The organism is Clostridium gallinarum (genome assembly GCF_014836325.1).
Classification (GTDB): domain Bacteria; phylum Bacillota; class Clostridia; order Clostridiales; family Clostridiaceae; genus Clostridium; species Clostridium gallinarum.
On record NZ_JACSQZ010000027.1, the window covers coordinates 1 to 18,006 of the forward strand.

General features: G+C 27.4%; 24 protein-coding genes. 19 read left to right on the forward strand and 5 right to left on the reverse strand.

What is annotated here, in order from left to right; all coding sequences use genetic code 11:
- The 5 genes from H9660_RS08640 to folK all read left to right on the forward strand — a co-directional run.
- Positions 1-389, forward strand: a 389-nt coding sequence (locus tag H9660_RS08640; RefSeq protein WP_191749974.1) for an aminotransferase class IV, incomplete at its 5' end; no start/stop codon positions are given.
- Between the two features lie 11 nt (positions 390-400).
- The gene (gene folE, locus H9660_RS08645; RefSeq protein ID WP_191749975.1) at positions 401-955 is read left to right on the forward strand and encodes a GTP cyclohydrolase I FolE; all 555 of its coding nucleotides are present in this window, start codon (positions 401-403) and stop codon (positions 953-955) included.
- A gap of 21 nt (positions 956-976) precedes the next feature.
- On the forward strand, positions 977-1,450 hold the full coding sequence (locus H9660_RS08650; protein ID WP_191749976.1) for an HD domain-containing protein: 474 nt from the start codon (positions 977-979) through the stop codon (positions 1,448-1,450).
- A 14-nt stretch (positions 1,451-1,464) separates the two neighbouring features.
- Positions 1,465-2,274: a dihydropteroate synthase gene (gene folP, locus H9660_RS08655; protein WP_191749977.1), complete on the forward strand. Its 810-nt coding sequence runs from the start codon at positions 1,465-1,467 to the stop codon at positions 2,272-2,274.
- 10 nt (positions 2,275-2,284) lie between these two features.
- Positions 2,285-3,103: a 2-amino-4-hydroxy-6-hydroxymethyldihydropteridine diphosphokinase gene (folK, locus tag H9660_RS08660; RefSeq protein WP_191749978.1), complete on the forward strand. Its 819-nt coding sequence runs from the start codon at positions 2,285-2,287 to the stop codon at positions 3,101-3,103.
- Between the two features lie 51 nt (positions 3,104-3,154).
- On the opposite strand, the gene H9660_RS08665 is transcribed toward folK, so the two are convergent.
- On the reverse strand, positions 3,155-3,643 hold the full coding sequence (locus H9660_RS08665; protein ID WP_191749979.1) for a DUF4883 family protein: 489 nt from the start codon (positions 3,641-3,643) through the stop codon (positions 3,155-3,157).
- 193 nt (positions 3,644-3,836) lie between these two features.
- Here H9660_RS08665 and H9660_RS08670 point away from each other — a divergent pair, with 193 nt between their 5' ends.
- On the forward strand, positions 3,837-4,856 hold the full coding sequence (locus H9660_RS08670; RefSeq protein ID WP_191749980.1) for a pyruvate kinase: 1,020 nt from the start codon (positions 3,837-3,839) through the stop codon (positions 4,854-4,856).
- Positions 4,857-5,100: 244 nt separating this feature from the next.
- Here H9660_RS08670 and H9660_RS08675 read toward each other — a convergent pair whose 3' ends face one another.
- The gene (locus H9660_RS08675; RefSeq protein ID WP_191749981.1) at positions 5,101-5,421 is read right to left on the reverse strand and encodes a DUF1540 domain-containing protein; all 321 of its coding nucleotides are present in this window, start codon (positions 5,419-5,421) and stop codon (positions 5,101-5,103) included.
- 13 nt (positions 5,422-5,434) lie between these two features.
- Positions 5,435-5,977: an NADH peroxidase gene (locus H9660_RS08680; RefSeq protein ID WP_191749982.1), complete on the reverse strand. Its 543-nt coding sequence runs from the start codon at positions 5,975-5,977 to the stop codon at positions 5,435-5,437.
- Between the two features lie 166 nt (positions 5,978-6,143).
- On the opposite strand from H9660_RS08680, the gene H9660_RS08685 reads away from it, so the two are divergent.
- Positions 6,144-6,965, forward strand: coding sequence for a hypothetical protein (locus H9660_RS08685; protein ID WP_191749983.1), 822 nt, complete (start codon positions 6,144-6,146; stop codon positions 6,963-6,965).
- 403 nt (positions 6,966-7,368) lie between these two features.
- Here H9660_RS08685 and H9660_RS08690 read toward each other — a convergent pair whose 3' ends face one another.
- A complete protein-coding gene (locus tag H9660_RS08690) occupies positions 7,369-8,547 on the reverse strand; it encodes a tyrosine-type recombinase/integrase (RefSeq protein WP_191749984.1) in 1,179 nt (392 codons plus the stop codon).
- Positions 8,548-8,813: 266 nt separating this feature from the next.
- Complete coding sequence (locus tag H9660_RS08695; RefSeq protein WP_191749985.1) at positions 8,814-9,500, reverse strand: helix-turn-helix domain-containing protein; 687 nt, start codon at positions 9,498-9,500, stop codon at positions 8,814-8,816.
- Positions 9,501-9,636: 136 nt separating this feature from the next.
- Between H9660_RS08695 and H9660_RS08700 the strand changes: the two genes are divergently transcribed.
- The 12 genes from H9660_RS08700 (at position 9,637) to H9660_RS08750 (ending at position 17,996) form a co-directional block, all read left to right on the forward strand.
- Positions 9,637-9,831, forward strand: coding sequence for a helix-turn-helix transcriptional regulator (locus H9660_RS08700; RefSeq protein WP_191749986.1), 195 nt, complete (start codon positions 9,637-9,639; stop codon positions 9,829-9,831).
- Positions 9,832-10,028: 197 nt separating this feature from the next.
- Positions 10,029-10,280 (forward strand): helix-turn-helix domain-containing protein, encoded by a 252-nt coding sequence (locus tag H9660_RS08705; RefSeq protein ID WP_243190632.1) that lies wholly within the window; start codon positions 10,029-10,031, stop codon positions 10,278-10,280.
- A gap of 127 nt (positions 10,281-10,407) precedes the next feature.
- Positions 10,408-11,175: a hypothetical protein gene (locus H9660_RS08710; RefSeq protein ID WP_191749987.1), complete on the forward strand. Its 768-nt coding sequence runs from the start codon at positions 10,408-10,410 to the stop codon at positions 11,173-11,175.
- Between the two features lie 11 nt (positions 11,176-11,186).
- Positions 11,187-12,551, forward strand: a complete 1,365-nt coding sequence (locus tag H9660_RS08715) for a replicative DNA helicase (protein WP_191749988.1) — start codon at positions 11,187-11,189, stop codon at positions 12,549-12,551.
- Between the two features lie 4 nt (positions 12,552-12,555).
- Complete coding sequence (locus H9660_RS16200; RefSeq protein ID WP_207729450.1) at positions 12,556-12,717, forward strand: hypothetical protein; 162 nt, start codon at positions 12,556-12,558, stop codon at positions 12,715-12,717.
- A 118-nt stretch (positions 12,718-12,835) separates the two neighbouring features.
- Positions 12,836-13,072, forward strand: coding sequence for a hypothetical protein (locus H9660_RS08720; protein ID WP_191749989.1), 237 nt, complete (start codon positions 12,836-12,838; stop codon positions 13,070-13,072).
- Between the two features lies 1 nt (position 13,073).
- On the forward strand, positions 13,074-13,226 hold the full coding sequence (locus H9660_RS08725) for a hypothetical protein (RefSeq protein WP_191749990.1): 153 nt from the start codon (positions 13,074-13,076) through the stop codon (positions 13,224-13,226).
- Positions 13,227-13,312: 86 nt separating this feature from the next.
- Positions 13,313-13,456 carry a hypothetical protein gene (locus H9660_RS08730; RefSeq protein ID WP_191749991.1) on the forward strand — a complete coding sequence of 48 codons (144 nt, stop codon included), beginning with the start codon at positions 13,313-13,315 and terminating at the stop codon, positions 13,454-13,456.
- A 37-nt stretch (positions 13,457-13,493) separates the two neighbouring features.
- Positions 13,494-14,606, forward strand: coding sequence for a hypothetical protein (locus H9660_RS08735; protein WP_191749992.1), 1,113 nt, complete (start codon positions 13,494-13,496; stop codon positions 14,604-14,606).
- Positions 14,607-14,930: 324 nt separating this feature from the next.
- Positions 14,931-15,068: a hypothetical protein gene (locus tag H9660_RS08740; RefSeq protein WP_191749993.1), complete on the forward strand. Its 138-nt coding sequence runs from the start codon at positions 14,931-14,933 to the stop codon at positions 15,066-15,068.
- The gene (locus tag H9660_RS08745) at positions 15,065-15,382 is read left to right on the forward strand and encodes a hypothetical protein (RefSeq protein WP_191749994.1); all 318 of its coding nucleotides are present in this window, start codon (positions 15,065-15,067) and stop codon (positions 15,380-15,382) included. The genes H9660_RS08740 and H9660_RS08745 overlap by 4 nt, the downstream gene beginning before the upstream one ends.
- Position 15,383: 1 nt before the next feature.
- Positions 15,384-17,996, forward strand: coding sequence for a hypothetical protein (locus H9660_RS08750; RefSeq protein WP_191749995.1), 2,613 nt, complete (start codon positions 15,384-15,386; stop codon positions 17,994-17,996).
- Positions 17,997-18,006 lie beyond the last annotated feature (10 nt).

An 18,006-nucleotide genomic window follows, 5' to 3' on the forward strand; every position in this document is an offset into this window, starting at 1 on the left:
ATATAAAATCAATTAATTATTTAGAAAATATTTTAGAGAGAGAAGAAGCAATAAAAAATGGCTATGATGAAGTTATATTTTTAAATGAAAGTGGATATTTATCAGAGGGAAGTATGTCTAATATATTTATTATAAAAAATAATAAAATTTTTACTCCTGATATTAATCAAGGACTTCTTCCAGGAATAATTAGAAATTTTATTGTAGAAAGATATAATGTTATTGAAAAGAGAATTACTTTAGAGGAATTATTTAACGCAGATGAAATATTTATTACAAATAGTATATTAGGTATAATGAAAATAAGTAAAATTGAAAATAAAATTTTAGTGGAAAACAAGCTTACTAATATTATTAAAGAAGAGTATAACCAAATGATTGAAAGCTAGGAGGCAGATTAATGATAGATATAGAGAAGATAAAAGAAGGAGTAAAACTAATAATTGAAGGTATAGGGGAAGATCCTAATAGAGAAGGGTTAGTAGAAACTCCAGATAGAATAGCTAGGATGTATGAAGAAATTTTTTCAGGTATAGGTAGTACAGCTGAAAATGAGTTAGCAAAAACTTTTACTGTTGAAGGAAATGATTTAGTTTTGGAGAAGGATATAACTTTTTACTCTATGTGTGAACATCATTTAGTACCTTTTTATGGTAAAGCACATATAGCTTATATACCAAAAGGAAAAGTTGCAGGCCTTTCAAAACTTGCTAGATGTGTAGAAGTTTATTCTAAAAAACCACAATTACAAGAGAGACTTACAACTGAAATTGCAGATGCATTAATGAAGTATTTGGATGCAGAAGGTGTTATGGTAGTTATTGAAGGTGAACACATGTGTATGACTATGAGAGGCGTGAAAAAGCCAGGAGCTAAAACTGTTACAACAACATATAGAGGATGTTTTAAAGAAGATTATGAATTAAGAAAAGAAGTAATGAGCTTTATTAAATAGCCTATTATAAGAGGTGATAATTTGGAAAATGTAAATAAAATTTTAAATCATCCTAAATACAAAAAATTATTAAATGAATTAAATGATTTAGAAAAACATAGAGAATTCTGTAATCATACAATAGAGCACTTTTTAGATGTAGCAAGAATTTCTTATATATTTATATTAGAGAAAGGTTTAAGTTATAGTAAAGAGATTGTTTATACTATAGCATTATTACACGATATAGGTAGAGTTTTAGAGTATAATAATGGAATAGATCATCATGAAGGAAGTGTTATTATAGCTAATGAGCTATTAGAAGAAACATCTTTTACTACTGAAGAAAAAGACTTAATTATTAAGGCTATTAGGGATCATAGGAAAGAATGTGATGATGAATTATCTAAAATAATTTATAAAAGTGATAAGCTTTCAAGGAATTGTTTTAATTGTAAGGCTTACAATGAATGTTATTGGGATAAAGAAAAGAAAAATAATGAAATAACAATATAGTAAGGGAGAAAGAGATGAAGATAGGTAATAAAATTATTAATTTAGATGAGAGAACTTATGTTATGGGTATATTAAATGTAACTCCAGATTCTTTTTCTGATGGTGGAAGTTATAATGAAGTTGAAGCAGCCGTTAAAAGAGCTAAAGAAATGGTAGAAGAAGGAGCAGATATAATAGATATAGGTGGGGAATCTACAAGACCTGGAGCTGAATTTGTTTCAGAAGAGGAAGAAATAAATAGAGTTGTTCCTATAATTAAGGCTATAAAAGAAGAACTTGATGTTTTAATTTCTATAGATACATATAAAAGTAAAACAGCAGAAGAAGCTATTAAAGCAGGAGCTGATATTATAAATGATATTTGGGGATTTAAAAAAGATACTAATATGGCAAATATAGCAGTAAAATATAATGTTCCTTGTATTTTAATGCATAATAGGGAAACAAATAATTATAGAAACTTAATGAAAGATGTTTTAGAAGATCTAATTGAAAGTATAAATATAGCTTTAGACGCAGGGGTTAAAAGAGAACAAATTATACTTGATCCAGGCATAGGGTTTGCAAAGGATTATGAACAAAATCTAATTGTAATGAATAATTTAGAAAAAATTATTTCGATTGGATTTCCTGTATTATTAGCTACATCTAGAAAATCAATGATAGGTTTAACTTTAAATCTCCCTGTAGATAAAAGAGTAGAAGGAACAGTTGCAACTACAGTTATGGGGATAATGAAGGGATGTAAAATGGTTAGAGTACATGATGTTCTAGAAAATAAAAGGGCTTGTGTAATGACTGATAAAATATTAAGTAAGAAATAGAGGTAAAGCTATGGATAAATTATATTTGAAAGATGTTGAAATATTTGCAAATCATGGTGTATTTCAAGAAGAAAAAAACTTAGGACAAAAGTTTATATTATCCTTAGAATTAGATGTTGATTTAAGAGAAGCGGCAGTAACTGGAGATTTAAGTAAATCAATTCACTATGGAGAATTATGTCATAATATTGAAAGGGAATTTCAAAAAGAAAGTTATGATTTAATTGAAACAGCAACAGAAAAAATAGCAGAATATGTTTTATATAATTATAATTTAGTAAAGGGGGTTAAGGTTTTATTAAAAAAACCTTGGGCACCTATAGGAAGACATTTAGATAGTGCAGCAGTTGAAGTATATAGAAAATGGCATAAAGTTTATATTTCTATTGGAAGTAATATTGGGGATAAGGAAGAAAATATAAATCAAGCAATAGATAAGCTTAAAGAATTTAGAGAAATTAAAGTTTTAAAGATTTCGAGTATAATCGAAACTGAGCCTTGGGGATATGAAGAACAAGATACATTTAAAAATGCAGCTATAGAAATAGAAACTTTCTTAAATCCTAAAGAACTTATGACTATATTACTAAATATAGAAAAGGAAATGAAGAGAGAAAGAATAATTAAATGGGGACCGAGAATCATAGATTTAGATATTATCTTTTTTGATGATTATATATCTTCAGATGAATATGTAACTATACCACATCCTAGAATGGAAGAGAGAGAATTTGTTTTAGAGCCTTTAAATGAAATTGCCCCTAATTTCATACATCCATTAAATAATAAAAGAGTCTTTAAAATGTTAGAGGAAATAAAAAATAAATAGCCTAATAAAATAAGGAGCTACCTTTTGGTAGTTCCTTATTTATTATAGAAATTAACCCTCAAAGCCTCTAGAAACCTTTTTTATATATTCACAATACTTATAAATATTATAATAATCAGGAATTCCTTCCATTGATATAGTATCTTGAGGATAAATACCATCCCAAGGATGAATGGATATTAATTTATCATTATAAGCATTTATTATATATTTTTCTTTTTCAAACTCAATGATAATTTCATATTCAGGTGATAAATTTTCATCTATTTCTATATCATAATTATCATTATCTATATTATCTATAAATTCAGGGATAATACTATGTTCTTTTTTACTTACTTCATAATATTTATATACATTTAAATCAAATATTTTAATTGTATATGATTCTTCATTCTTTATGTGATTTTCAATTTCACTTGTATAATAATTTATTTTTGGTTTATTTTTAGGGCTTATGTATTGAGATTTATTAAAATTGCAACTGGTTAAGAGTAATGAAATTAGAATAGCTAAAAAGACTGTAATATACTTTTTCATGGAAACCTCCTTTAAATTTAACTATATACTAACTTATTCTTTACTATAATACTTTAGAACATTTCTATTAAAAAGAGAGTAAGAATAAAAATTTATTAAATGACTATGGTTATATAATTATTTAATAGATTTTGGTAATAAAATAGATATTTTAATAGTAAAAATAAGTGATAATAATAATTAGGAGAATTCAATGAATATAATTGCAACTGTAGGCCCAAAGTCTATAGATAAATGGATAATTAAAGAACTGGTGGAAAATGGAGTGGAGACATTAAGATTGAATTGTTCACACTTTAATATGGAAGACTTTGAAAAAGTAATAAGTTACTCAAAAAGTTTAAAAAATAGAGTACATATACTTATAGATTTATCAGGAAAGAAAGTAAGGGTATCAGAAGAGTTAAAATATATTTATAAAGTTTATAATAATCAAGAGGTATTTTTTTGTGGGGAAGATTATTATAAAAATTTAGATTTTGAAATGGAGAAGGGAAAAAAATATATTCCGTTAAATTTAACAGCAGATAAATTGAGGAAAAGTAATATTAAAGAAATATCTATGAAAGATAATACAATGGGGTTTAAAATTTTAAATATAAGTAATGGAATAGTAAGGGCAAAAGTATTAAAGGGAGGAATAATAAGAGGGGGAAAGGGATGTAATATTTCTGAATTATGTAATGATAATAAAGAATTAAGTTATAAAGATAAAGAAAATATAAAATGGGCAATAGAAAATGAAATAGATATTATATGTCAATCATTTGTAGAAGAGAGAGAGGATATAGAAAATATAATTAAATTTATAGACAAAGAAAATAATAGATGTAAAAAAGATATTTGGGCTAAGATTGAAACACCAAAAGGTATAGAAAACTTAAATGAAATACTAGATATTGTTGATACTGTAGTTATAGGAAGAGGGGATTTAGTTCCTGAGTCTGGAATGTTAAATTCTGTTAAATTACAAGAAAAAGCTATAAATATAATAAAGAATAGAAATAAAAATGTTATAATAGCTACTAATTTATTAAATAGTATGAAAAATGGACAGTTAGCAACTTTACCTGAAGTAGAAAGTATATATAATTTTATTAATTTAGATGTAGATGGTTTTTTATTGGCAGGAGAAACATCTATAGGTAAGGTGCCAGTACAAACAGTTAGATTTTTGAAAGATGCAATAGATTATTATAGTGTTGAGGAGTAAAATGGAAAAAGAAAAAAAGTTAATAATATTATTATGGATTATCATGGGGATAATAATATTAATTTTACTTTTATATGTATATAATATGTTAATTAAGTTTTGAATAAATACATTTTTAGGCTTTGTAACAATATTGACATAATAACATAGTATTATATAAATATAGTTGTTAGTGCTTAACAATTAGTTATTTATCCCCTTAATTAAAAATGATATCCATAATGGATATCATTTTTTATTTGTATTATTTTCTACAAAAGCTTTCACAACTTGTTTCACTATATAAGTTAGCTCCATTACCTGAAACATAGATTGAATCAAGGGAGCATAGCTGATTGTCGTTATATTTGCAACTTTCAACATTACAAACTAAGCAATCACAAGGATTTCCTTCTTCAAAAATATTATTAGTTAAAGTCCCATAAGTTTTACTATCTAAAAATGAACCACAAGAAGTATCATCATCTTTATTAGAGTTTTTACCAACGATATTTATTCTATTAGAATGGCATACCATATCTTTATTATGAGAGCAGTTAACTGCATTACAATTAATCAAGTTCATTAAAATCTCTCCTTTATTTGAAATATCTATCTAATAAGCCCTTAAAAGCGCATCCATGCCTAGCTTCATCTTTACACATTTCATGAACTGTATCATGGATAGCATCTAGATTAAGTTCTTTAGCTAAAGTTGCTAATTGCTTTTTACCATCACAAGCACCATATTCAGCTTCAACTCTAGCTTGTAAATTTGCTTTAGTGTCAGCTACTACAACTTCACCTAAAATTTCTGCAAATTTACTTGCATGTTCTGCTTCCTCATATGCAATTCTTTTATATGCTTCAGCAACTTCAGGATAACCTTCACGATCAGCTTGGCGAGACATTGCTAAATACATACCAACCTCAGTACATTCAGCAGTAAAGTTAGATCTTAAGGCATCTAAAATTTCTGAATTAAGGTCTGAGGCTGTTCCAATTTGGTGTTCATCTGCCCAATCCATTCCATCTTTTAATTCTTTAAACTTTTCAGCTCCTACTTTACAAACGGGGCAAATTTCTGGGGGGTTATCTCCAGTATGGATATAACCACAAATAGTACATACGAATTTTTTCATTTATATTCCTCCTTTTAGTAAATTTATCTAGTATATAAAAGACAATAGTAGTATTTACTAAATTGAATAAAAAATACATAAATAATTTATTTTACATTTGTGTATTTTGTTATATTTTGCTAAAATATACTGGAAAAAGTTATTAATTTACAGAAGGGAGATAATAATGAAACTTATAAGAAAAATTATAAATTTGATTGAAGGTAACTTAAAAGTAAAGATAGGAATATCAGCAGTTTTAATAGTAGCATTAGTTGTAGTATTAATTAGTGGTGCGATTTATTCAAATCAAATAAATAAGAAGAATTTATCTTTTAAGGTTACTAAAAATAATAATTCAGATGAAAATGATAATAAGAAAATAGAAAATAATAATAAAGAAAAAGAAATTAATGATAAAAAAGAAGAATTAGAAGAAATTAAGAAAAAAATTAAAGAATTAGATGAAGACATAGATATAGAGAAAACTGAAGGAAGTTTAGATGATGATATAGTTTATTATAATAATTTATATAATGAATTATTAAAAGAAAAAGAAGAGGAAAATGTAGAAGAAGAACAAGAAAATCAGGAAGATGATAGCAATATTTGGAATCCGAACTATTCTACAGAAAGTGGTTCAACAAGTGGATGGGAATCCAATAGTGTAGGTGGCTCAACAGATGGAGGATCATCCAATAGTGGAAGTGACTCAACAGGTGGAGGATCATCTAATAGTGGAAGTGGTTCAACAGGTGGAGAATCATCTGATAGTGGAAGTGATTCAGCAAATGGAGATTCTTCAAATAGTGAAAATGATCCAAACAGTGGAGAATCATCAAGTGATGAAAGTGGTTCAACAGATAATGAAACAATAGAAGATGAATTAGATAACTCAAATAGCAATTTAGAAACACAAGAAGAATCACTAAATTCAGAAGGGGATTCTCAAGGATTAACAGATACTTTAGATGTTATAGTTGACAAAGTTGATGAAGTAAATCAATAGAATATTTTAAATAGAAATTAATAAAGTAATTTTAAAACATATAAAGGTGTTATGATAATAATGTTGATATTATCATAACACCTTTATTAGGTTGAATTTTTATAGAATATTTATTTTGTATTATTTTTAGTGATAAATTAGTAGTTTATAAAAGAGAAAAATTACAAAAATAAAAATGGCTTTATCAAAAGGTGTTAAAACCTAGTGATAAAGCCATTTCTTATAAATATTGGTGCCGGCAGTGGGAATCAAAATATTATTTTTGGTACAAGCCTTAAATATGTTTATACTCTTGATATTTAAAGGGTTTGTGTTATTTAGCTAATTATATTATTTTTATTAATTGTTACACTAGTTGTAACAAAAAGTGTAACAAAAAATAGGCTGATATGAATATACCAACCTATGCAAACATATTATTTATCTTATCATATTCTTTTAAATTTTTAGCTTTATTTACTTCTGCATAAATCCCCATAGTAACAGAAATATCAGTATGACCAACCCAATCCATAATAGTTTTTAAATTAATATCATTACTTATACAGTTAGTAATAAATATATGTCTTAAACTATGGAAATGTATATCAGTTTCTATTTCAGCATTCTTAAGAGCTGCTTTTAAACGTCTATTGGGTTGCTTATTATCTAAGTAGTCACCAGTTTCCTTACAGAAGATTAATTTATTATCAAAATATAATTCTCCAAGTTTAAGTTTATTTTCTTTATTTTTCTTAATAAGAGCCTTAAGTATAGGACTAAGTAAAGATGGGAAAGGAACTTCTCTTATACTTTTTTTAGTCTTAGGAATAGTAACTCTATTTTCATAGATCTTCTTACCTTCTTTAGTACGTTCTCCAGTCCATACATATTTAACAGATTTATTTATTTTTATAACTCTATTATCAAAGTCTATATCATTCTCCTGTAGAGCCATAGCTTCACCTAGACGAAGTCCACACATTAAACCAAGTAAGATTATTCCCTCAAGCTTATCTCCTTGTAGAGCTTTAATTAAAGCCTTCTGTTCATCTTCTGAAATATAGTTTTCTTTTTCTTCTATAACATCGTGATTTTTAGGGTAAACAATGCCCTTAGTAGGATTATTTTTAACCTTATTTATAGTAATAGCATAATCAAAGCATTTACCTATAGCACGATTAAGATTTTTAATTTGTGATAAAGTATGTTTTTCTAATAATTTATTAGTTATCTTTTGAAGATATAGAGTATCTACATCAACTAATTTAACATCATTTAAGCCTTTATTTGGCTTTATATATAATCTATATATACCCTCAATTCTTTCAAAGGTAGAAGGCTTTAATTCTTGTTTTTTAATATTCCATATCCAATCATAAAAGAAGTTTCCTAGGGTAGAATTATCACTATTTATAGTATGATTTTCTTGGTACTCTTTTAATTTAGCTTTAGCTTCTTTTTGAGTTTTACCATATATGACTTTTCTTTTAGGTTTCCCTGTTAAAGAATCATATCCTTCAAAAATGGAAATACGCCAGTATTTAATACCATTTCTAGTTACCCATCCAGCAGAGCCTTCTCCATTAGATCTTTTAGCCATTATATACATCTCCTTTCTTATATTTATTATTAGTAAAGATTTAGTACTAAACATTTTAATGTAGTTACCATTAAATTTTATAAAGTAACTACTTATGATTTATATTAGAAATAAACAAAATTTGCATTATTCAATTTCTTAAATGTAGTTATCATAAAAATAAACATAGTAACTATAAACCACCTAAATTTTAAGGTGGTTAGTTATATTGATAAGTGAAAATTCCCCTTTTCAATGTAGTTACCTTTAATTTTTATATAGTATTACTATTCTTTGTTAGTGTTTTTATTAGATATTTCCATTACCTTATGTTCTAATAATGGATCTATTACTTGAGTTAAAAAATCACATATTTCTAGTTTATCTTTAATTGTTAAAGTTATATTTCTATCATCTGCAAATCTTTGTATATAAGAATTAAGTATAAGTTTCTTATCTAGTCTACATTCAGTTGATTGATAAACTCCATTATTTAAAATTTTATTAAGTGATTCGGCAAGAGTACCAGTACCATTAAACAATTCACTTATTTGCTCATAGCAAAATGGTGGATCAGGCTTAAATAAATCATTTAATCTTACGGCGAAATCTATTCTTGGATTAGGAATAGTACCAGCTTCTAAACCTTTAAGATCTTCTAATTTAATACCTATTAACTCGCTAAGGGTTTCTTGAGATAAATTTAGTTTTTCACGATATTTTTTTATATCTCTAAAATCTACATTATTGTTAAGTGTGTATCTAACATCAGATTTTATACTACTGGTTAATTCGGTTAAAGGAATTCCAAGAGTTTTTGCAATTTTAAATTGTATCTCTAATGATGGATTAGCCTTTTCTCCACTCTCTAATTTAGTAATATAAGATGGTGAAACACCGATAGCTCTTGCTAGTTCGCTTTTTGTCATACTGCACTTTTCTCTATATAGTTTAATTCTTTCATTTAATTCCATAAAATTAACCTCCATAAACTAATTATAAATTATTTTTGACTAAAGTCAAAGAAAAATTTAAAAAAAGTGTTGACTTTTTGACTATAGACAAATAAAATTGTATTATAAATTGACTTGAGTCAAAAGGAGGGTTTTTATGAATGTTAAATTAGCAAGGATTAAAGCTGGTTTAACTCAAAAAGAGTTAGCAGCTTTAATTGGTTTATCAAATGTGACTATAGTTAAAATTGAAAAGGGCAATTATGATAGCCTTACAAGAGCTACAATGATTAAAATTGCAAAAGCACTTAATAGTGATGTACAAACATTATTTTTCAGTGAGGAAGAATAAGAAAGTGAAGGTATTCACTATCAAAACATATCTAAAATATCTTATACCCACTTGTGGGTATGACATAAGTAAAGTGAAACACTTTATATATTATTTCTGCTTATAAAATTAAGCCTAGAAATAGATTTAAGTAATAAAAGGTATATTTATCCCTAATAAAATCAAAACGCTATAAGGAGCTTATGGAGGGATATAGAATGGAAGAATTAGAAAATAGACCAAGGACAATGGAAGAGTATAGAGAGAAGTATCAGGATTATAGAAGAACAATAGAAAAGAAAACTTGTAAAATTCAAGACCTTGCAGAAATGTTAGATATATCTATGGATAAAGCAAGAAGAATTGCAAGGATTGAAACATTCCCAAAGGTGAAAATAGGAAGAGACACAAGGATTATATTAAGTAAATTAGATGAATGGTTAGAAGAGCATATTGGAGAAGTATTATAGGAGGCGTAATTATGGATATAAAGATATTTAGAGCATATGTGGAGTTATGCAGAGCATGGAATAAAGAAATTTCATGGCAAGGATTGAACAATTTTAGAATGGCTTTTAAATAAAAGTAGGTGAGAAATTGCATATAGTTGAACGTGAAATAAGAAAAAAATATAGATATTCAAATTTGAGTTATGTATTTGATGTTTATATGGAATGTGAATATAGAGCTAACCTTACTCAAGAAGAATATGAGGGATTACAACCAGGAGAATTTAGGTTTGATTATGAGAGTTGGGAAAGAAGATTAGGAATCTCTAAAAAACAATTAGTAAGAGCTATAAAAGAATTAACTGTTAATAATGCAGTAATAGTACAAACTTTTAAAGGCAGAAAGGGGATTTCTAGTAAGTATTTTTTAACAAGATTTAAGGAACAGAAAAAAGAACAGAATGAGGAACTTAAAGGGAACTCAAAGGGAACAGAAACAAACCTTGAAAATACAGGGTTTGAAGATGATGGAGGAACAGAAAAGGGAACTCAAAAGGAACAGAATGAGGAACAGAAAAAGGTCCACTCATCTAGATATAATAATCTAGATATAATATCTAATAAAGAAAAAGGTACAAGCATAGATAAAATTATAAATGCTTATACTGGAAATTTAGAGTTAAGAAATACATTAAAAGAGTTTTTAAAAATGAGAAAGTCTATAAAGAAACCTATGACAGATCAAGCTATGAAATTATTAATTAATAAATTGGATAAGTTAGGATCTAATGATAATGAAAAGATAGAAATATTAAATCAAAGTATATTTAATTCATGGCAAGGAATATTTGAGTTAAAGAATAAGGTTGTAGAAAATAATAAAACTATAGATATTTCATCATATATAACTAAGTAAGGAGTGAGAGAATGGAATATGAAAAGCTTCATAGTTTAGAAGTAGAGAAGAATATTTTAGGGGCTATGATTATAGATAATAATAGTTGTATTCAAGTTATTGAGGAAAAAGTAAGAGAAGAAGATTTTTATTACACTTACAATAAAATTTTATTTAGAACAATAAAAAGTATATTCAAAGATAATACAACTATGGATTTACTATTACTAATTGAGGAGTTAAAGGATAAGGATCTATTAGATAAGGTTAATGGAATATCGTATGTAACAGATGTATCTTCATCAGTAATAACAACTGCTAATTTAACAAGTTATATAGAAATACTAAGAGAATATAGTCAAAAAAGAAAGTTGCTAGCATTATCTAATCATATAAGAGCTAATATAGGAAAGGGATTGGAAGAGCTACAACAAGAAGTTACAGGATTAATAGCAGAAACCATAGAAGGTGATAATAATACAGAAACATCAGAAAGGCAAGAAGAAGAGTATTTATATATACTTGAAAAAAGAATGAAGGGAGAAATAAGACCAACAAAGACAGGTTTAACAGGATTAGATAGTAAAATAAGTGGATTTAATGCAGGTGATTTAGTAACTATATTTGCATTTAGTGGAGTTGGGAAGACTGCATTAGCAGCACAGATAGCGTTAAATAATATAAGGAATAATAATAAGGTTTTATTCTTTAGTTTAGAAATGCCAAAAGAGCAAGTAAGGGATAGATTAATATCAAATTTAACAGGAGTGCCATTTAAAAATATAAGAAGTGGTCAATTGAATGATAATGAGCTAGATAAGGTAATAGAGGCTAATACGTATTTATCGTCAAATAATAGGTTGTTAATAAGTGTTGAAGATGAATTGCTAAATATAACAAGTAAAATACAAGTAGAAATAATGAAAAATGATATAGATATTATATTTATAGATTATATAAATCTTATCAATATTACTGGTAATAACAAAGAGGAGCATTATAAAGTTGCAGAATGTACTAGACTATTAAAGAAGTTAGCAATAAAGGTTAATAAGCCTATTGTAATATTGGCACAAGGAAAGCAAGAATGTGCTAGTAAAATAACTAATAAGAATCTTAATATATGGGAAAAGGTTGCAGTAAATGATATAGCAGGAGGAGCTAGTATATACAGAGATAGTGATATAGTAATAGGAATGTATAGGAATATAGAGCTAGATAATAAAGTAGTTAGAGATATATTGGCAAATCAAAGCAAAATAGATTACAGTTCAACAGATCCAGATGTTAATCCAGAGTGTATGAATTTATTAATAAAGAAAAGTAGAGCAAGTGGAAAAGATATTATTGCAGTTAAATGGAAAGCTCAAAATTATAGAATTAGTAATTGGTATTAAAGGAGTGATATTTATAGATAAAACAGAAGAATTAATGTGTAGAGCATTAATAATAGGCGAGAAATATGGACAAGCTGATAAACCTACGAAAATTGAAGTAGGAAAGCTTATGACCAGTAAAAGAAGGATTAAAAGAAAGAGATATAAAAAGAAAAAATGCTTATAGATACTACCAATACCTATAAGCAAGGAGCTATCCATAGGATAACACTTTCGTTTAGCAACTTAAGTGTATCCTATAAGCTCCTAAAAAATCAATAGTAAATTAAAGGAGAATGTAAGATATGATTAAAATTTCAGAAGAAAGAAAAAATCAAATAACCAATACAAGGATATTTAAATATAAGGGGGTAGTTCATATAGTAACAGAGATGAAAGAAGATATAAAGGGCTTTACTGGCTGCTATCAAAAGAAATACGGGGTTAAGTGTTGTCTTATAAATTCTAATTTAGATCCAAGAGAAAAGAGAAGAACACTACATAGTTTAATTAAGGAAAAGCATTTAACTAGGGGGTTTTAATATGGAAAATAGAAAAGTATTAGAAGAGCAAGGGAAATTACTTGCTGAGATAGATAACCTAGTTATAAATAGAAAAGTTAATAATATAAAAAGAGAATTGATATTGTTACTTGATGAAGCAAGAGAACATTTAAATAGAAAAGTGAGTAATTAATATGGATAAGTGCATAGAGTTAGAAATTGATTTTTATAGAAAATTACTCAAACTTTTAAACAATAAAACTAATAATAGGAGGAGCTATGGCAAAAATACAAATTAGATATGAGAATGAAATAGAAAAGCTTAAGATATTAGAGGTTCTATCTAAGGGAATTAAAATAAACAAGATAAGTAAGCCTTGTAAGACAGGTAGATATTATAGGGTTTATGTAGATATAGAGTAGTGGCAATAATGCAGTAACACTACAAAGAAGGTGAAATATGTTTTGTTCAGTAAAAAAGGATAAGAAGAATAATAAATATAAGTTCTATTTATGCGATAGATATAGGGATAAAGCAACTGGAAAAGTAAAAAGTAGTGATAAATATATAATGACACTACCAAAAGAAAGTATATTAAGTATATCTATTGATAAGATTAAATTTGATATAGAGAATGTATTAATAAACAAAGGTATAAGTCTTGAAAATATAGATTTGATTTTAGAGAAGTTAATAAGCATTAAAAAAGTAGTGGCAGAAGAATATAACACTACAGATAAATTTGATATAGTGGTACAAGATAATGACACTACAACTGTAAATGAAAATATAGAAATAGTACAAGCTGAAATAGTGGAAGAGTGTACCCCTACATATGACACCACAATTATGTTTGATGTTCAGCAAATGCATAGAAGAAATATAGATACTACTATGAGATTTAATTCTATGTCAAAAGCCTTTGGAGGTAGAACTAAAGAAAGGTTTGAGATAGAAGATGAAGAGTTGAAGAAGATACAAGAGCAAGGGGGAAATATTAGAAATAAAATAGATGATATATTCAAAGAGGATTTATATATTAATGAACAGAATGAGGTATTAAAGGCTCTAGGAAGTGAAATAAGGTTAGTACAGGATATTTACATAAGTTGTTATGATAAGTTCCCAAGTAGTGAAATATGGCTTATTGGAGGGGGATATATTAGGCGTATTTATGGAAAGCTTGATTTTGTACTACCAGGACATGGAGAGAAAGTATTTGAAGGTTGGGAAGAGCTTAAAGAATACTATAATTTAGATGAAACTAAAGCTTATTTTAACCATGAAGAATATTTTGAAGAGATAGACCTGTACAGAGAAAGTAATTTAGATATAGATAAGTCAGATATAACAGGCTCGTTAGTAAGAATGATACTAAGTGGTAATTATGAAATAGAATATTCAATGTCAGATTGGATTGATATTAAGGTCGAAGGTGATACGATAGGATTAAGCATAGAGCATTTTATAGATTGGATTAATAATAAGCCTACTAAAGATTATAAGGTTAATATTGATAGTTTAATAGAGTATAGAAAGCAGTTGTATAAATTTAAGAATGTGGAGCTTTGATATAGGAGCAACTGGATAACGAATTGTTATTGAGTTAAGAAATGTTAAGCTCATATTAACATCTGAAGTAGCAATATGCGACAGTAGGTTATTATGCTAAGAAATGCTAACATCTATATAATTAAGAGAGTGCAAGTTTGCACTCAGTACTAGAATTAATATAAGTTTTATGATAAAATAAATATAAAGATAAACATAAAAAGAACAAGTAAATAAATTAGTACCACATTGAAAAATGTAAGGCATAAGCCACGGGAAAATATATCAGTTTAAATACTGGTTATTTCCTGTGGCTTTTTATTTTGTAATAAAGGAGTTGTTAGTATGGAAGCTAGTGCTAGATTAGCAAGGCGAGAGTATATGCGACAATGGAGATTAAAAAACAAAGATAAGGTAAAAGCTCACCAGGAGAGATACTGGGAGAAAAAAGCACAAGAGGGGAGGAAAGAAGTAAACAAGTGATAAGAGATAGTTTTGTAATTCCAATGAAAAAGCTTGGATTAAAGTGTTTTAAAGAGTTAATGGAAATAGACAAAGATAATAGATACTTAAAAGCTGGCAAGAGAAATAAATATGTTTATTTAATTAAAAGTTACTCAGATATTTATTATTTAAAAATGCCTTTAGATAATGGCGATATTTTAAATGTTAATTTAGGTGGTAATTATAGAAAAGCTATAAATAAATCAGCAAAGATATTGGAGTTCTATAAAAAAAAGGATTCTATTTATAAGGTTTATGATTGTATAAATATTATTTTTAAAAAGGAGGGATAAAATGAGTGACAGCGTAGGAAAGATAGGATTAGAACTTGAAATTGTATCAGATATAAAAAATCAAGTAAGTAAAGTTAGTGATTCTTTGAAAGCTTCATTAAAAAAGAACTTGCAGAATACAATGAGTAAGTCTTTAGATAATGTAACTAAAGAAACTAAAAATAAATTAAATGGGGTATCTAAAACGATAAGTAGCTCCATAAGTAAAACTTTAAATAATACAGTTAAATCATTAAAAAATATTTTAAAAAATATATCTATACCTAAAATGGAATTACCAAGAGCTAGTAAGAATATCACATCAAAGAATTCAATATTAAAGGAAAGTATGGGGAAGAGAGGACCACCTATTAATTATGATGTAGTTACAGCTCAAATTGAGAATGTTACTGCTGCATTAGAAAACACTAACGCAAAGATAGAGCAGCAGCAAAGTAAATTAATCCAATTAAGAGAATCTTACAGAAATACTTTTAATATTTCTAAGAAGAATAAAATACAAGAGCAAATATTGAAAACTGAATCTAGTATTATCAAATTAACAGGGCAGTCAGATAAGCTAGGATTTAAATTAGCTGATTTAGATGGCAAACTTGCTAGTTTAGAAAATAAAAGTGCTTCAACTGGGAAGAAATTAGGTTTTATTAATAATTCAACATCTAAAGCAAGTAATATAACTAAAAAATATAGTTATGGTTTAGGTAGCACTATAGGACAAATGTTTAAGTGGATGATTATTCTCCCTATGATAGTTAATGGATTAAAAGCCATGACTACAGGACTTTATAATAATTTAATGACCAATGAGCAGTTTTCTAACTCTCTAGCTCAAATAAAATCTAATTTAATGATTGCATTTACTCCAATATACGAAGCTATACTACCAGCTATAAATGCTTTAATGAGTGCTTTAAGTGTAGCAACTCAATATATAGCAAGTTTTATAAGTGCTATATTTGGAAAGACATTTGAACAAAGCAAGCAAGCAACACAAGGATTAATAGATGCTAAAAATGCCATGGGAGTATATGGAGATAGTGCAAAGGCTGCTGGAGAAGCTGCAAAAGATGCATTAGGATTAGCTAGTTTTGATGAAATAAATACATTGAATTCTAACAATGATTCATCTGGAAGTAATGGAGGTGGAGGAAGTTCAAGTATTCCTCAATTAGTTACACCAGCATTAGATACATCAAGTGTTGATAGTGCTATGAAAAGTCTTGTAGATAAGATAAAAGCATATATTAATACATTTAATTTTGAGCCACTAATAAATTCATTTAATAGATTAAAAAAATCTGTAGAGCCTATAATAAATAACTTAGGTAAAATTATAAAATGGTTTTTAGTAGAAATTCTTGATCCATTAGCACATTGGACTATATCAGATTTATTACCAGCTTTTATTAATTTAATTGCAGGTGCTTTAGATTTTTTAAATCCTATATTAGAAGTATTCATGAGTTTAGGGGCTTGGTTATGGGATAGCTTTTTACAACCAATAGCTAGTTGGACTGGTGGAGTTATAGTAGATGTATTAAATGGCTTAGCTGATATGCTTAGTAATATTGGAGCATGGATTAGTGAACATAAACCATTAATAGAAGATTTGGTTTTAGTCATAGGAAGCTTTGCTTTAGCTTGGGGATTAGTTAATGCAGCAATAGGATTATGGAATTCAGTTGGAGTAATAGCAACAGCGGTTACGACAGTTTTTGGAGCTGCTATGACGGCTGTAAATTGGCCTTTACTTATAGTGGTAGCAGCAATAGGAGCTGTAATTGCAATAGGGATTCTCCTATATAAGCATTGGGATGAAATAAAAGCTAAAGCTATAGAAATATGGGATAAAGTAAAAGAAAAAGTAAGTGAGTTTTGTGATAAAGCAAAAGAAAAATTTAATGATTTTAAGGTAAAAGTATCAGAAATATGGGATGGTATAAAATTAAAATTCAATGACTTTAAAACTTGGTTGGGTAATGTATTTGCTACAGATTGGTCTCAAAGATTTGGTTTCCTTGGAGATATACTAAATGGATATTTAACTAATGTTAAAAATATTTTTGATAGTGTTAAGCAAATATTTAAAGGAATAATTGACTTTATCGCAGGAGTATTTACTGGTAATTGGTCTAGGGCATGGCAAGGTGTTAAGGATATTTTTAGTGGAATAATGAATGGTTTAGAAGCAGTAATGAAAGCACCATTAAATGGAATAATAGGATTAATAAATGCTGCAATTAGTGGACTAAATAAAATAAAGATACCTTCTATAGATATACCATTCTTTGGAGAAGTAGGAGGTTGGGGATTTAATATACCTAAGATTCCTTACTTAGCAAAAGGAGGTATTATAGATAGTCCTACACTTGCTATGGTAGGTGAAGCAGGTAAAGAAGCTGTAGTCCCATTGGAAAATAATACACAAGGATTAGATTTGTTAGCTTCTAAACTTATGGAAAGACTAGGTGGAATGAATAAATCTAATAATTTCAATAGTGATAGACCTATAGAGATCACTCTTAAAGTTGGAGATACAGTATTCGGAACTAAAGCTATTGAATCAATAAATAAAGTACAAAGAATGGCAGGAAAAACTTTATTAAGAATATAAAAGAAAGGAA

Excerpts from the sequence above, each read along its gene's own strand:
- folE (WP_191749975.1), top strand. The coding sequence starts at position 401 with ATGATAGATATAGAGAAGATAAAAGAAGGAGTAAAACTAATAATTGAA.
- folP (WP_191749977.1), top strand. The coding sequence starts at position 1,465 with ATGAAGATAGGTAATAAAATTATTAATTTAGATGAGAGAACTTATGTT.
- folK (WP_191749978.1), top strand. The coding sequence starts at position 2,285 with ATGGATAAATTATATTTGAAAGATGTTGAAATATTTGCAAATCATGGT.
- H9660_RS08665 (WP_191749979.1), bottom strand. The coding sequence starts at position 3,643 with ATGAAAAAGTATATTACAGTCTTTTTAGCTATTCTAATTTCATTACTC.
- H9660_RS08670 (WP_191749980.1), top strand. The coding sequence starts at position 3,837 with ATGAATATAATTGCAACTGTAGGCCCAAAGTCTATAGATAAATGGATA.
- H9660_RS08675 (WP_191749981.1), bottom strand. The coding sequence starts at position 5,421 with ATGAACTTGATTAATTGTAATGCAGTTAACTGCTCTCATAATAAAGAT.
- H9660_RS08680 (WP_191749982.1), bottom strand. The coding sequence starts at position 5,977 with ATGAAAAAATTCGTATGTACTATTTGTGGTTATATCCATACTGGAGAT.
- H9660_RS08685 (WP_191749983.1), top strand. The coding sequence starts at position 6,144 with ATGAAACTTATAAGAAAAATTATAAATTTGATTGAAGGTAACTTAAAA.
- H9660_RS08690 (WP_191749984.1), bottom strand. The coding sequence starts at position 8,547 with ATGGCTAAAAGATCTAATGGAGAAGGCTCTGCTGGATGGGTAACTAGA.
- H9660_RS08695 (WP_191749985.1), bottom strand. The coding sequence starts at position 9,500 with ATGGAATTAAATGAAAGAATTAAACTATATAGAGAAAAGTGCAGTATG.
- H9660_RS08700 (WP_191749986.1), top strand. The coding sequence starts at position 9,637 with ATGAATGTTAAATTAGCAAGGATTAAAGCTGGTTTAACTCAAAAAGAG.
- H9660_RS08705 (WP_243190632.1), top strand. The coding sequence starts at position 10,029 with ATGGAAGAATTAGAAAATAGACCAAGGACAATGGAAGAGTATAGAGAG.
- H9660_RS08715 (WP_191749988.1), top strand. The coding sequence starts at position 11,187 with ATGGAATATGAAAAGCTTCATAGTTTAGAAGTAGAGAAGAATATTTTA.
- H9660_RS08720 (WP_191749989.1), top strand. The coding sequence starts at position 12,836 with ATGATTAAAATTTCAGAAGAAAGAAAAAATCAAATAACCAATACAAGG.
- H9660_RS08725 (WP_191749990.1), top strand. The coding sequence starts at position 13,074 with ATGGAAAATAGAAAAGTATTAGAAGAGCAAGGGAAATTACTTGCTGAG.
- H9660_RS08730 (WP_191749991.1), top strand. The coding sequence starts at position 13,313 with ATGGCAAAAATACAAATTAGATATGAGAATGAAATAGAAAAGCTTAAG.
- H9660_RS08735 (WP_191749992.1), top strand. The coding sequence starts at position 13,494 with ATGTTTTGTTCAGTAAAAAAGGATAAGAAGAATAATAAATATAAGTTC.
- H9660_RS08740 (WP_191749993.1), top strand. The coding sequence starts at position 14,931 with ATGGAAGCTAGTGCTAGATTAGCAAGGCGAGAGTATATGCGACAATGG.
- H9660_RS08750 (WP_191749995.1), top strand. The coding sequence starts at position 15,384 with ATGAGTGACAGCGTAGGAAAGATAGGATTAGAACTTGAAATTGTATCA.